Annotated in this window: 12 protein-coding genes; 4 read left to right on the top strand and 8 right to left on the bottom strand. The window is 65.9% G+C overall.

Annotated elements, in window-relative coordinates; all coding sequences use genetic code 11:
- Positions 1-64: 64 nt before the first annotated feature.
- From OWC48_RS42630 to OWC48_RS42615, 4 genes are all read right to left on the bottom strand, one after another.
- Positions 65-1,471: an MATE family efflux transporter gene (locus tag OWC48_RS42630; protein WP_282525377.1), complete on the bottom strand. Its 1,407-nt coding sequence runs from the start codon at positions 1,469-1,471 to the stop codon at positions 65-67.
- Between the two features lie 57 nt (positions 1,472-1,528).
- Positions 1,529-3,328 (bottom strand): ABC transporter ATP-binding protein, encoded by a 1,800-nt coding sequence (locus OWC48_RS42625; RefSeq protein ID WP_282525376.1) that lies wholly within the window; start codon positions 3,326-3,328, stop codon positions 1,529-1,531.
- Between the two features lie 500 nt (positions 3,329-3,828).
- On the bottom strand, positions 3,829-5,412 hold the full coding sequence (locus OWC48_RS42620; RefSeq protein ID WP_282525375.1) for a DHA2 family efflux MFS transporter permease subunit: 1,584 nt from the start codon (positions 5,410-5,412) through the stop codon (positions 3,829-3,831).
- A gap of 29 nt (positions 5,413-5,441) precedes the next feature.
- Positions 5,442-6,758: an HlyD family secretion protein gene (locus OWC48_RS42615; protein WP_282525374.1), complete on the bottom strand. Its 1,317-nt coding sequence runs from the start codon at positions 6,756-6,758 to the stop codon at positions 5,442-5,444.
- Positions 6,759-6,958: 200 nt separating this feature from the next.
- Here OWC48_RS42615 and OWC48_RS42610 point away from each other — a divergent pair, with 200 nt between their 5' ends.
- Both OWC48_RS42610 and OWC48_RS42605 read left to right on the top strand, forming a co-directional pair.
- Positions 6,959-7,594, top strand: coding sequence for a TetR/AcrR family transcriptional regulator (locus tag OWC48_RS42610; protein WP_282525373.1), 636 nt, complete (start codon positions 6,959-6,961; stop codon positions 7,592-7,594).
- A 54-nt stretch (positions 7,595-7,648) separates the two neighbouring features.
- On the top strand, positions 7,649-7,990 hold the full coding sequence (locus OWC48_RS42605; RefSeq protein WP_282525372.1) for a DUF6665 family protein: 342 nt from the start codon (positions 7,649-7,651) through the stop codon (positions 7,988-7,990).
- Positions 7,991-8,008: 18 nt separating this feature from the next.
- Here OWC48_RS42605 and OWC48_RS42600 read toward each other — a convergent pair whose 3' ends face one another.
- The 3 genes from OWC48_RS42600 to OWC48_RS42590 form a co-directional block, all read right to left on the bottom strand.
- Positions 8,009-8,590 (bottom strand): histidine phosphatase family protein, encoded by a 582-nt coding sequence (locus OWC48_RS42600; RefSeq protein WP_282525371.1) that lies wholly within the window; start codon positions 8,588-8,590, stop codon positions 8,009-8,011.
- Between the two features lie 98 nt (positions 8,591-8,688).
- Complete coding sequence (locus OWC48_RS42595) at positions 8,689-9,894, bottom strand: extensin family protein (protein ID WP_282525370.1); 1,206 nt, start codon at positions 9,892-9,894, stop codon at positions 8,689-8,691.
- Positions 9,895-10,236: 342 nt separating this feature from the next.
- On the bottom strand, positions 10,237-10,521 hold the full coding sequence (locus OWC48_RS42590) for a hypothetical protein (protein ID WP_282525369.1): 285 nt from the start codon (positions 10,519-10,521) through the stop codon (positions 10,237-10,239).
- A gap of 463 nt (positions 10,522-10,984) precedes the next feature.
- Here OWC48_RS42590 and OWC48_RS42585 point away from each other — a divergent pair, with 463 nt between their 5' ends.
- Both OWC48_RS42585 and OWC48_RS42580 read left to right on the top strand, forming a co-directional pair.
- Positions 10,985-11,719 carry a DUF2147 domain-containing protein gene (locus tag OWC48_RS42585; RefSeq protein WP_282525368.1) on the top strand — a complete coding sequence of 245 codons (735 nt, stop codon included), beginning with the start codon at positions 10,985-10,987 and terminating at the stop codon, positions 11,717-11,719.
- Between the two features lie 311 nt (positions 11,720-12,030).
- On the top strand, positions 12,031-13,491 hold the full coding sequence (locus OWC48_RS42580; protein WP_282525403.1) for a FecR domain-containing protein: 1,461 nt from the start codon (positions 12,031-12,033) through the stop codon (positions 13,489-13,491).
- Positions 13,492-13,688: 197 nt separating this feature from the next.
- On the opposite strand, the gene OWC48_RS42575 is transcribed toward OWC48_RS42580, so the two are convergent.
- The gene (locus OWC48_RS42575; RefSeq protein ID WP_282525367.1) at positions 13,689-14,246 is read right to left on the bottom strand and encodes an NUDIX hydrolase; all 558 of its coding nucleotides are present in this window, start codon (positions 14,244-14,246) and stop codon (positions 13,689-13,691) included.
- Positions 14,247-14,279: the final 33 nt, after the last annotated feature.

Genomic DNA, 14,279 nt, shown 5'->3' with positions numbered 1-14,279 from the left:
ACCCACGGCGCGGCAAACTAGCCGGAGCCGTGGGTGGGCGACAAGCGCGCGTCCGTTCAATGTGCTACGCGGGCTCACGCATGGGAGGCACAACCGGCTCGGGATTTGCCGGCTTCGCGACCTTCTCCTGTGCCGGCAGCGCAAGGCGTTTTCTGAACTCCCGGAGCAACAGCCACACGCTCATGGCGGCCTGTAGCGTGGTCGTCGCGATCGACAAATACCAGACATGCTCCATCCGGAAGCCCGGCCACGTCGAGAGCCAGATCGACGGCAGCGAATAGGTGAGGACCCGCGTCGCCGAGGCCCACAACACCGGCTTGGTGTTGCCAACCCCCTGAAACATGCTGGAGCAGGTGAAGATCAGCCCCTGCGCCACCATGTTGAGCGAGACGAGGCGCAGAAACAGCGACGCAACCGCCATCGTCTCCTGATCCCTTGAGAAGCCGGCAAGTAGCAGACCGGGCGCGAACTGCGCGAGGATCATGAAGACAATCATCACGGCGGTCGCGATAAGCGACGCCTTGACAAAAGTCTCCCGCACACGTGCTCCATTGCCGGCGCCGAAATTCTGGCCGGCGATGGGCCCTGCAGCAAGGGCGATGGCGAGCGCCGGCATCTGGATCAGCCCGAGGAGACGCGTCCCGATGCCAAACCCCGCCTGCGCCGCCGGGCCAAAAACGCTCAGCACGTAATAGCCCACGCCCATGATGATGAAGATCATCGCAAATTCCCCGCCCGCGGGCAGGCCGACATTGAGGATTCTCTTCCACTCCCGCAGCTGCGGCCGCCATTGCTCGGGGTGAAACGCGACGTAGCGCTCCAGCTTGAGGAAATAGCCGAGCAGCATCAGCACGCCGATGAAGACGGCGATCGAGCTGGCAAGGCCGGCACCGGCGACACCGAGCGCGTGCCCGGTGCCCCAGCCCGTGATCAGGACCGGCGCCAGCGCGATGTTGATGACCACGGCCAGCGCCTGCACCAGCATGCTCGGCCGCACGATGCCGGTCGCTCGCAATGCGGCCGCCATCACTTGCGTGGCGAATTGCAGCGCCAGCGCCGGCATGAACCAGAGCAGATAAACGGTACCGGCTTCGACCGTAGCTTCGTCGGCTGCAACCGCGCGCATGTAAGGGCGCGACAGCGCGAAGCCCGCGACCAATGTCAGGATCCCGAACAGCACCGACAGGACGACCGACTGGTTGAAGACCAGATTGGCGTCGCCGCGGTCCTTCCGCCCCACGGCGTGCGCCATCAGCGCAACCGTGCCGACGCCGAGCACCTGCATCAGCGCATTGACCAGAAAGCCGGCATTGCCGGCCGCCGCGACGCCGGCGATCGCCGCCTCGCCCAGTCCCGAGACGAAGTACAGATCGACGAGCTGGCAGATCATGATGGTGATCATGCCGACCACGATCGGAGGCGCCATGTGCAAGATGTGGCTCACGATGGAGCCGCGCGTCAGGTCCTTCATCTCATTCCATCCTTAACGGCGTGACCGCGGGATTTTCGTCCCGCTGTCGCGCGCCTCTCACTCCGCTGCTGCGATATGTCCGAGCTCCACCACCTGGCGCTCGAACAGGCCGCGATAGATGCCCCCTAGCTTGCCCGCGAGCATGGCATGGGTACCTTGCTCGACGATCTCGCCGCGGTCGAACACCAGGATCCGATCGAGGCTGCGCACCGTCGACAGCCGGTGTGCGATCACGATCGAGGTGCGGCCCTTCATCAGCCGCTCCATCGCCTGCTGGATCAGCGCCTCCGATTCCGAATCGAGGCTCGACGTCGCCTCGTCCAGGATCAGCACCGGCGCGTCCGCCAGGAAGGCGCGCGCCAGCGCCACGCGCTGCCGCTCGCCGCCCGACAGCTTCACGCCGCGCTCGCCAACCAGCGTGCCGTAGCCCTTCGGCAGGCGCAGGATGAAATCGTGTGCATTCGCCAGCCGCGCCGCGTGCTCGATGGCCTCCAGGCTGGCACCGGGCCGGCCATAGGCGATGTTCTCCGCAAGCGTGCGGTGGAACAGGATCGGCTCCTGCTGCACGATCGCGATCTGGCTGCGCAGTGATTGCTGCGTAGCCAGCGCGATGTCCTGCCCGTCGATCAGCACGCGGCCACCGGAGACGTCGTAGAGCCGCTGCACCAGCTTGACGAAGGTCGTCTTGCCGGAGCCGGAGCGGCCGACCAGGCCGACGCGCTCGCCGGCGCGGATCGTGACCGACAGCCCGTCATACAGTGGCGCGCGATGGCCGCCATAGTGGAACGTGACGTCGTCGAACACGATCTCGCCAGCCTCGATCGCGATCGGCCGCGCACCGGCCGCATCGGCGATCCCGATCGGCTCGCCATGGATCGCCACCAATTCGTCCATGTCGTTGACCGAGCGCTGGAGGTTGTTGATGTGCATGCCGACGTCACGCAGATAGGCGTGGATGACGTAGTAGCTCGTCAGCACATAGGTAACGTCGCCGGGCGAAGCGTGCCCGGACATCCACAGCAGCACCGCGCCGCCGATCACGGACGCACGCAGGCATAGCAGCAGCGAGAGCTGCGCCATGGCCGTGTAGTTGTAGCGAAACCAGGTCCGCCGCACGCGCACGCGCCAGCGGTTGATGACGCGGGCGAGCCGCGTATCCTCGCGCGCTTCGGCGCCGAAGGATTTCACCACGGCGTTGCAGGTCAGCGCGTCCGCCAGCGTGCCGCCGACCTTGGTGTCCCAGGCGTTGGAGACGCGCGCGGCCGGCGCGATGTAGCGCGTCGAGAACAGCACGGTGATGGCGACGTAGAAAAGCGCTCCCACCGCGATCACCGCGCCGAGCGACGCCCAGTGCAGGCCGATCAGGACCATGGAGCCGATCAACACCAGCAGAGACGGCGCCAACGCCATCAGGATGGTGTCGTTGAGCAGGTCGAGCGCCCACATGCCGCGGGTGATCTTGCGCACCGTGGAGCCGGCAAAGGAGTTGGCGTGCCAGTCGGTCGAGAAGCGCTGGACGCGCGTGAAAGCCTCCTGGGCGACATCCGACATGATCTTGAGCGTGAACGGGACGATCGCCTGGAGACCGATCAACCTCAGCACCACGGAGGCCGCGCCCAGCGCCACGATGGCGCCGAACGCAACCAGCGCCGCGCGGCGCGCGTCGGGATCGGACGAGCCGCGCGTCAGCGCGTCGACCAGATTTCCGGAGAATACCGGCATGAACAGGTCGGCGATGGTCGCGCCCAGCAGGCCGCCGGCCACGATCAGGCCGCGTCCGGGCTGCTTCAGCCAGTGCCGGAATACGAAGGGCAGCACCACGCGTATGGCCGCGGGCCTTTTTGACAGAGAGGTCATGACATTATCCGGCCGCTTTCGGCGCGGCCGGCTCCATTGACGGACGCAAGTCGGCCACGGAGGGCTGACCGGCATCACTCACAACTGATTTTGACTTGGGAAGTGGAGCGATCGGGACTCGTGACCCGATCGAATCTGGCGGAAGGGGCCTCTAACAGGCCGCGTACATACCGAACCAGGCGATCATCGAGCGCGGGCGTACGATCTGCGAGTGCGACGAAATCATGCAAATCTCTCCCTGGCTCGATTGAATGAGGTGCGCTTTATAGATGCGTCACGTGCGATTTGCAACGGGGCCCACGCGAGATCACGGACGAGTGTTGCAATTTGGTGCGGGGCGCCTATGTGCTCCGCCGCCGCCTCAATCTCCGCTGTCATGCCCCGCGAAGGCGGGGCATCCAGCACTCCGCGGCTTCTCGGTTCTAGCCGCGCCGTCTCGGCGTACTGGATCGCCCGGTCAAGCCTGGCGAAGAAGCCGGGCGAAGACGCCGTGCGTGGCGTCAATGCGCGTCGCCGCCACCGGTCATCGAGGCCGGTTTACTCAGCAGCGTGACCAGCAGGCTGAGGCCGAGATAGAACAGCGTCAGCACGAAGAAGGCGTCGCCAAAGCTCATCACCACGGCCTGGCGGTGCACGATCTGGCTGAGCTGCTTCATCGCCATCAGCGTGGAATCGCCGAGCCCCTGGAATTTCTGCATGAACATGGTCAGGGTTTCGGTCGCGGTCGCATTGCCCCAGGTCACCCGCTCCTGAAGGCGGGTGATGTGCAAATCGGTGCGGTTGTTGAGCACGGTGTTGATGACGGCAAGGCCGACCGCGCCGCCGAGATTGCGCATCAGGTTGAACAGGCCGGAGGCGTTCTTCACGCGGTCGGGCGCCAGCGTTCCGAGCGCGATGTTGTTGGTCGGCACCATCGCGAACATCATGCCGATGCCGCGCAGGATCTGCGGTATCAACAGCTCGTAGAAATCGTAGTCGCGCGTGATCCAGGTCATCTGGTAGGAGCCGATCGCGAACACGACGAGGCCGAACGCGATCATGTAGCGCATGTCGAGCTTGACCATGAGCCGGCCGACCAGCGGCGCGACCAGGAACATGGTGATGCCCGAGACGAACATGGTCTCGCCGATCATCAGCGCGCTGTAGCCGCGCACCTCGGCGAGATAGCGCGGATAGATGTAGGTCAGGCCGTAGAGCCCGATGCCGATGCAGAATTGCAGCACGCAGCCCACCGCGAAATTGCGGTTGGAGAATGTGCGCAAATTGACGATCGGCTCGGCCGCGGTGAAGACGCGCCAGAAGAAGGCGATCGCCGAGATCGCGCAGATCCAGACGCAGATGGCGACGGACGTGTCCTGCATCCATTCATGTTGCGGACCTTCCTCCAGCACATATTCGAGCGTGCCGAGGAAGCCGGCCATGAACAGGAGGCCCCACCAGTCGAAGCGGTCGAGCAGCTCGAAATGCGGCTCGTCGAAATCGACCAGCGCCAGCACGCCCAGGGTGATGCCGATGCCGGGCACGACGTTGATGAAGAACAGCCAGTTCCACGACATCAAATCGGTGATGTAGCCGCCGACCGTCGGGCCGATCGTGGGAGCCAGGGTCGCAACAAGCCCGATGATGGGACCGACGATGTGGAATTTGGAGCGCGGGAACACGGTGTAGGCCGAGGCGAACACCGTGGGGATCATGCCGGCGCCCAAAAAGCCCTGAAGCGCGCGCCAGAGGATCATCTCCTCGATCGTCGTGGCGAAGCCGCAGAGCAGGCTCGAGAAAGTGAAGCCGGCCGCCGAGATCGCGAACAGCAGCCGCGTGCCGAAAGCGCGCGACAAAAAGCCCGACAGCGGGATCGCGATCACTTCGGCGATCAGATAGGCGGTCTGGACCCAGGCGACTTCACTGGAGCTCGCCGACAGGCCGGCCTGGATTTCGCTGAGGGACGCCGAGACGATCTGGATGTCCAGGATCGACATGAACATCCCGAACACCATGATGATGAAGGCGAACAGCCGCTTCGGCGCGATGCGCTCCGAGGCGGGGTTCGCCATCATGGCGGGTGAAGCGGTGGTGGCGTTGGCCATGGTCTGACCTCGCAGCGCTCGATTTGTGGCTACTGCGGGTGGATCGCGGTGGGATCGTCGAGATCGATCTCGCTGTCGGCGTCGGCGGCGCCCTTGTTGGTATCGACGGTCGCATAGACCGACATGCCGGCGCGAAGCAGGTTCTGCTTCGCCACCGATTTCGGCACGCGGATGCGGACCGGCACGCGCTGCACGATCTTGGTGAAGTTGCCGGTGGCGTTGTCGGGCGGCAGCAACGTGAACACCGAGCCGGAGCCCGCTGCGATGCTGTCGACGATTCCGGAGAACTTGCGCATGCCGTAGGCATCGACTTTGATCGTCACCGGCTGGCCGGGACGAATGCGCTTGAGCTGGGTTTCCTTGAAATTGGCGTCGATATAGACGTCGTCGAGCGGGACGATGTTGCCGAGGCGCTGGCCGACCGCGACGAAGTCGCCGGCGCTGACCAGGCGGTTCGAGAACGTACCGTCGACCGGCGCGCGCACCGCGGTGAAGCTGAGGTCACGCTCGGCCTTGGCGAGCGAAGTCTTGAGCTCGGCGAGCTGCGCCTGCGCTTCGGCCTGCTGCGCCTTGGTGACGTCGACATTGCTGACCGCAACATCGTAGGCGGCCTGCGCGGCCTTGACCGCGGCGGCGCCCTGGTCGCGTCCGGCTTCCGAGCTTTCGAACGTGGCGCGCGAGGCGAAGCCCTTGCTACTCAGCGCCTGCTGGCGCTCATAATCGAGGTCGGCGCGCTTGAGGCCCGCTTCGGCCGAGACGAGCTGTGCCTTGGCCTGTGCAACCTGGCTCTCGAGCGCTGCAATCTGGCGGCCGATGCGATCGATGGTGGCCTGCTGGGTCGCGATTCTGGTCGCGGCGGCATCGACCGCGATCTTGTAGTCGCCGTCATCGATGCGGAAGACGACGTCGCCGGCGCGCACGACCGTGTTGTCGCCGGCGAGGATCGAAGAGATGTGCCCGGCAACGCGCGCGCCCAGCATGGTGTTGTTGGCGCGGACATAGGCGTCGTCGGTCGAGACGTAGAAGCGGCCGACCAGCGTGTAGTAGCCGGCATAGCTCGCGGCCGCGAGCGCCAGCACGAGGCCAACACCCATCAGCACGAATTTGCGCTTGCCGGGCTTCGGCGCGCCGGCGGCGGACGCATCCGGTGCGGCCGGCTTGTCGGTCACGGGCTTCTCCGGCGCCTCAGCGGTGCGGCGCTTGGTTTCCTCGGCCACATGAGAGCGCAACTGCTCGGCAAGGGCGACGGATTTCTCGGTCGCAGCTTCACTGCCGGCCTGCCCCGGCGTCGTCTCCACCGCTTCCTGGCGAATGACGCGCGCAGCCTGGTCTCTCGATACGGCCATAAAGGCCTCCCCAACAAAAAAAGCGGCGACCAGGGACGGCCGTCCTGCGGCCGGTTCCCTCTCGCCCATTCCAAATATCATTGACCGAACGGTTCGGTCAACATAGATAATATTCCCGGGCAGGAGCCTACTGGCCCGAATCCTTTATTTGGGTTTCATGGGTCGGGCCCGATCCAGAAACCTTCCGAGACGCTGAACCAATGGTTGTAGCCGGCCGCGAACATCTCCACGTCGTCCAGGAGGAGGACAGCTCCAAGCGCCGCCAGATCCTGGACGGAGCCCGCAAGGTGTTCATGGATCTCGGTTTCGACGGCGCCAGCATGGGCGAGATCGCGCGCGCGGCGCAGGTCTCCAAGGGCACGCTCTACGTCTACTTCGCCGACAAATGCGCGCTGTTCGAATCTATTCTCGAGGAGGAAGCGCTCCAGCACGGCCAGGTCGTTTTCAATTTCGATCCCACGCGCGATGCCGAGACCACGCTGAAGGATTTTGGCCGGGCCTATATCCACCTGCTGTGCCGGCCCGGCGGCGGTTCGGCGATCCGCACCGTGATGGCGATCGCCGAGCGCATGCCCGACGTCGGCCGCCGCTATTATCTGCGCGTGCTGGACAAGACCATCAACCGGCTCTCCGAATATCTCGAAATCCATGTCGCCTCCGGCGATCTCAAGATCGACGATTGCGACCTTGCGGCATCGCAGTTCATGGAGCTGTGCAAGGCCTCGCTCTTCTTGCCCTTCGTCTTCCAGGCCGCGCCTGCGCCGTCGGAAGAGCGCATGACCGAGGTCGTCGACAGTGCGACGCGGATGTTTCTGGCGGCGTACCGGGCGAAATAGCAGCGGCAGGCCACGCGTTGCGCAGGCCGCTGCCGCTGCACTATATTAATCGCCATGTCCCGTGATCTTCGCCCGCCTGTCGGTATCCTCCATTACGAGATCGTCCAGGAACAGGCCTCAGCGCTTGGACGGATGGGTAGCGCACTCGAACAGAGCCTTGCGCGATTGCGCGAATTCGACGCCGCTCACGTGCGCGCGGAGGCGCCGGCCTCAATGCAGGCGGCGCGGCGCAAGCTGGTGATGGAAGCCGGCCAGGCGCTCTGGATGTTCGTGGTGCAACGTGAGGCGTCCGGCTTGCGCGACAGCCGCCATATCATGCGGACCTACAACGTTCCGGGCGAGGTGCAGCGGTGCATGGGGCTGGTCCCCGTACCGTCGAAGCCGGCCTCGAAATGATTGTCCGGGCCCCTGGAGCTAGGCCCCGATCTCTTCCATCTTGCGCCACCCGTGCAGGACGCGGTGCCCCTCCCGGGTGCATGCGAAGCAGTTGCCGCCGCCGGCCGCCTGATCGTGAACGCGATCGATGGCATGACCGGCATGGTGGCAGAACAGCAGCGTGCCGACGGCACCGTGGCCGACGAAGAGAACGTCACCCGGGCGATGGCGGGCGAGCACCGCCTCGGTCTCGCGCACGATGCGCGCCTGCGCATCGACGGCACGCTCCCAGCCGCGGACGCTGAGATGCGGCTGCGCGAAAAACTGGTCGGCGACCTCCTCGAACTCGGCCGGTTTGAGGAAGCCGGTCGCCGAGCGATCGTTCTCATGCATGGCCTCGCGGATCTCGATCATGAGTCCGAGGCGGCCTGCGATGATCTCCGCGGTCTCGATCGCCTTGCGCTCGGCGCTCGAGACGATCTGCGTGGTGTTCGCGAGCCAGCCCGCATTCGCCGCGGTCTCAGTGCGCGCGCGACCGACCGAACTCAAGCCCCATTGCGGCACCGGCACGGCGGGATCGATTTGCACTTGCGGATGGGTGAGATAGCGGACGATGGCCATTCAGCTGACGCGATAGTAGCCCGCATGGAGCGAAGCGGAATGCGGGGGCACTTTTCCCGGATTGCGCTTCGCTCCATCCGGGCTACTGGCGAACTGGTCTACTCGTCGGCGTACTCGTCCTCTTCCTGCTTGCGCGTCGTGCTCTTGCGCGTTCCGAGCGAGCCCGTGACATAGGGATCGCGCCGACCGGCGTAAGGGTTGCGCTGCTGGGCGCGGCCGGCAACCTCTTCGCCGGAGGTAGCGGCGGGCTGGCAGATCAGGCGGCGGCTGGCGCGGCGCATCAGGTCCACATGGATATGATCGTAGTGATAGACGTTCGAGCCCGGCGCGAGCACCGTGGTGAAATGCACGCACGCGCCCGATTGCACGTCGCGCAGGAACCCCTGCTCTTCCGGCATGCCGCGCCAGCCGTCCTTCACGGTGACGCGGCGGCCGTCGGCGAGCACGAAGGCGGCGATGTCGAGCGCATTGCCGAAGGCGTGCTCGGAAATGTGGGCATGCGAGTTGCCGTTCATGCCGCGGCAGGAATAGGCGGAGATCTGCTTGATCTCGACGACGCGGGCGCCGAACCAGCGCATCGCCGATGGCTGCACGGTGTCGGCGAGCCAGCGGTCCAGTTCGGACACGATCGGACAGGCGAGCGTCGCGGTCGGCTTGATCGCGACGGGGCCGACGGCAACGACGGGATTGCCCTGCGCCGGACCAAGACGCGGCAAAGGTTGCTGCGCGGGCGCCTGCGAGTACGGCGCCGGCCGCGTCGGATAGCTCGGCGCATTCATGTAGCGCGCCGCGCCCGCGGCATCGGTGCCCTCGGGCGGCAGGTCGATCTCGTCCTCTTGCTGTGCCACGCCGGGCGCATTCAGTGACATCGGGGCGGGCCCGTTGCCATAGCCGGAGGGCTGGCGCACCGCGCTCTCGGGATAGTTCGACCGCTGCGGATAGGAGGATGACGGATAGTTCTGGCCCTGCGGAGCGTTCGATCGCGGCTGCGCCACCGGCCATCGCGGCTGGCCGCCGACATTCCCCGGCGGGCGCAGTTCCTCGTCGGCAAAGCCATAGCTGCCCGAGGCTTCACCGATGGCAGCGACCTTCAACGGGAACTCGGCGCCGCACATGCCGGGGCCCGAGATCGGGTCGATGCGGACGAGATCCGGCCCCTCTTTCACCGCGCCTGATTTCAGGCATGCGGCTTCGGCCTCGGCCCGCCACGGTTCACGTTCGGCCTGGAAAAAGCCGCGTCCGCAACCCGCAAGCGAAACAAGGACGATGGAGCCGACGAGATACAAACGAACTCCGCGCGTCATGCACGCACGTTCGGTGAATTTACTTAAAGACTCTTCAACGTGTTGATTTCAGTGTTCTTTAACCATACCGGCACGCACGCGCATACGCCGCCCGGCAGCAGCGGAAGCAAGGCTGACTTTTTCGAAGAGAGACTCTCTGTTAACCATGACGCGCTCGCACGGGGGACAACAGCGGGAGCGACCTTATGACGTTGGCCGGGAGACTGAGCGTTATCACCGCGTGCCTCGCCATGGCCTTTGTCGGCGCCATCGTGCTCGGCATGATCTAGAGACATCACCGACCGCATCACCGGCTTGCCCCGGCGGCGCCGGATCATCCGGCCGCCGGGCCTATTGCCGTGCTCAGAAATCCGAGCAGGACGATCCCGTGACGCCGCCGATTTTGAAGTCGTGGCAGACCAGACCGGGATTATCAGGATCGGGATAGCCGTCGTCCTTCTCGCGAACGGTATGACTGAAACGCCAGCCCCGCGTGCGCATGCAGCGCTTGTATTGCGCCGAAGTCGCCGTGCCGTTCTGCGGCGCGCCGAGTCGCGCATCGCAGAACGCGCTGTCGACATGCAGCGCATCGTCGCCGCGCTGCTGCTTCAGCATCGTAGGGTGGGCAAAGCGAAGCGTGCCCACCATTTCTATAGTAGTCTTGGATCGATGGTAGGCACGGCGCAAGTGCGCCTTTGCCCACCCTACGATTCCGAGCTGGCGGAGAGAGAATCTACGACCTCGCTCCCCACTGCCGTGATGTCGTCATCATTTTCTCCCGCCGCTCCTCGACGCGCGTCCAGTCGTTGCCGGAGCACCAGAAGCGGCCGAGCGCGCAGGCTTCGACGCGAAGCCTGCCGGGGGAGACGCCATCGCCACCAAAGCGATCAATGTGCCAAGCGATGTCGCAAGCCGCTTCATCGGCGCCTCCCTCTGTGTCGCCACGAGGTTACGTGGGACGACCCGCCGCTGAATGTGGGCTGCCTCACCCAGCCGGCGCGAACCGTTGTGACGTCCATCACAGAAGTCAGGACAGGCCCGGCGTAGGGTCGAACCACGCTTCATCCACCAGCGACACCAGTTCAGACCGGCACAATTTTCGGAGGTTGTCATGAACAAGCTCACCATCGCCGCCACCGCGCTCTTCCTCGCTTCGACCGCCGCCGCGCATGCCGGCAATTCGATTGCGTTCCAGATCGAAGGCCAGCACATCCGCATCGAGACGCCGCGCAACTGCGCCTCGCTCGATTGCGTCACCATCGTGGCGCCTGGCCTGTCGAACAAACCGATCAAGCTGAACAACATCAATCTCAACGGCCTTGGCGGCTCCAAGGACGATGACGACACCACGCCGGCGACGACGACGGCAAAGCCCGCGCCGGCTCCGGTGCAGCAGCAGCCCGTGCAACAGGCGCCGGTGAAGGCGACCGCGCCGGCAGCGCCTGCTGTCGCCGCCCCCGCGGCTCCCGCCACGATTGTTGCCGCCGCTCCGGCCGCCGGCTACGACAACACCGCGCAGACCGCGCCCGTCGCGGCTCCCGTTGCCGCGCCGGCGCCGGCCGCCAATACGCCGATCGGCGTCTGGGCGACCGAAGAGAACAAGGGCAATGTCCGCGTCGAACAGTGCGGCGCCAATCTCTGCGGTTACGCCGTGAACTCCAACGAGCGCATCCTGATCAACATGAAGCCCGACGGCGCGAAGTGGAGCGGCCGCATCCACGATCCCGATTCCGACCGCAACTACGACTCCACGATCGCGATGAAGGGCCCGAATGCGATGCGCGTGCAGGGCTGCGCCTTCGGCGGCATGTTCTGCGGCGGCCAGACCTGGAAGCGCGTGAGCTGACACCGAAGCTGCCGTCTCCAAACATACACACTCTTCGTCATGCCCGGGCTTGTCCCGCCTGCGCGGCCGAAGCCGCTTCGGCGAGGCGAAGGCCCGGGCATCCACGTTCTTTGTGCCGCACATCAAGGCGTGGATGGCCGGGACAAGCCCGGCCATGACGGCATGGAGCGGCTTGGCCACAAGCCAGCATCGCGCACCGTTTGCACGTTCGCCCCTCCCATGCGACACATGTTCATCCGCCATTCAGCTAGCCCCAGTTGATATCGGCCGATCTCGCCTCGCGTTCTCACCGGGACTTCCTCGTGACATCAATGGTGGCTTGGCGCCGCTTCGTCTTCGCGCTTCCGTTGCTGGCGTTGCCGCTGGCCGGCGCGAGCGTGGCGCTCGCATCCGATGCAATCGAGCTTGCGCAGGCCCAGCCCCAAGCGCAGCCGACGCCCGCCCCCTCCCCGACGCCGTCGGCTTCACCTGCGCCCGCCACGGACGCGCAACCCGCCGCCGTCGAGCCGATCGGCAACGTCGCGACGGTCACAGGGATCGCAACCGTGGTCCGCGACAGGAACTCGTATCCGCTGCGCGTGCGCGACGACATCTATCTCAACGACGTCGTGCAGACCTCGTCCAACTCCTCGCTCGGCATCACCTTCAACGACGCCACCACGTTCAACCTCTCCGCCAGCGCGAAGATCACCATCGACAATTACGTCTATGAGGACGGCGGCAAGCAGAACTCGGCGATCTTCGACATCGGCAAGGGCACCGTTGCCTTCGTTGCAGCAGCCGTGGCGAAGACCGGCGACATGAAGATCGCGACGCCGACCGCAACGCTCGGCATCCGCGGCACCACCGGCGTCGTCGACGTTCCCGAAGGCGCGGCGGCGAGTAGCGCGAACAACGTCAACATCAAGCTCTATCCCGACGCCGACGGCCGTGTCGGCCACATCGAGGTCAACGACCGCAGCAGCGGCACGCGACTCGGCGCGCTGACGCAGGCCGCAAGCGGTTTTGCGATCCGCCCGGGCGCAAGCGGCACAGGCGGCATGCGCTTTGCCGCCGTGCCGATCACGATTGCCCCGCAGCAGATCGCGCGCGACCGTGGCTTCGTCAGCCAGGTGCATCTGGCGCAGACCACGGGCCGGCAGATCGTCACCGAGCAGCGCGACTTCCGCCGCGCGAATCCGGCCGCGATCAGCCGCATTCCGCGGCCGACCCAGCCGCCGCAGCAGCAGCAATTGCGGCCGACGACAGCGCCCGGCCAACAGCCGCAGCGCCCGAACGGCCAGCCCGGCCAGAACAATCGTCCAGGTCAGCAGCAGCCGGGCACGCCGGGCCGCCAAGGAACACAGCAAGGCGCGCAGCCGCCGCAGCGGCAAGGACAAGGCGGCGCCGTGCAGCCGGGCACGCCGCGCGCGGGCCAGGGTCAGCAGCAGCGAGGCCAGCAGCAACCCGGTCAGCAGCAAGGTGCGGGACAAGCGACAGGTGCGCCGCGTACTGGACAAGGAACGCAGCCCGGCGGCGCACGGCAGACGCAGCCACAGCGAAGCGGACAGACCCCGGCGCAGCCCGGCGGAGTTGTGCCGTCGCAGCCGGGCACGGCGCCGCAGCCACAAACGCCGCGCACCGGATTGCAGCCGGGCCAGCCGCCCGCGGCTCAGCAGCCAGGCGGCATCCAGCGACCGGGCGGATTCCAGCAGCGCCTCCCCGCCGCGCAACGTCCCGCAGCACCGCGCAGACCGGCGCCCCTTCCGAAGGAGAAGAAAGAGCGGCGGTGATTCTTCCTTCTCCCCTTGTGGGGGAAGGTGGCGCGAAGCGCCGGATGAGGGGTTGCTTCAGCGAGTTCAAATGCGAGAGGCTCACGCGCGGAGAGTGACCCCTCACCCGTCTCGCCGCTACGCGGCGAGCCACCCTCTCCCACAAGGGGAGAGGGATGCACCGTCAACGCCGCCCTATAATTCCTTCGCCGGACAACTCACGCTTCGCCGCGCAGCCAGGCCTTCACCTTCTGCAACAGCCCATGAGGCAGTTCGCCAACTGACGCGGCTTCGGCGGGCGTCAGCGTCTGCAAGGCTGTATCGATGTCATCGGTCGCCGGCTCGGGCACTGGCACAGGCGCCAGTCCTGCCGCTGCAAGCGCGATCGGACCGACCTGCACCAGGAACGCGCGCTCATATTCGCGCGACAGGCGCGCGAGTGCATCTTCCAGCGTCAGCCAGTCGACCGCCTTGATGTCGTTCATCAGCTTGCGAACGGGACCGCCCTCGGCCTCCATGCGCCAGAAATGCACGACCTTGGAGCGCCCTCCCGACTGGTAGACGAGCGTGCCGAGGAATTCGTGGAAGGCCACATCGTGGCCGGTCTCTTCCAACACCTCGCGGTGCGCGGCTTCTTTGGGCGTCTCGCCGTCGTCGAGCTTGCCCTTGGGCAAAACCCATTCGTTGCGCTTGCGCTGGCGCACGACCGCAACCAGCGGCGGCGCGCCACGCCGCAGCACGATACCACCCGCCGCCATCACCGGCGCTCGCGCCATCACAAAATTCCGCGTCGATCCAATCGTCCCCGC

This window comes from Bradyrhizobium sp. Arg816, from assembly GCF_029989365.1.
Lineage (GTDB): Bacteria > Pseudomonadota > Alphaproteobacteria > Rhizobiales > Xanthobacteraceae > Bradyrhizobium.
Note: the sequence above shows the minus strand (reverse complement) of the source record. Positions and strands in the feature narration are given on the sequence as shown.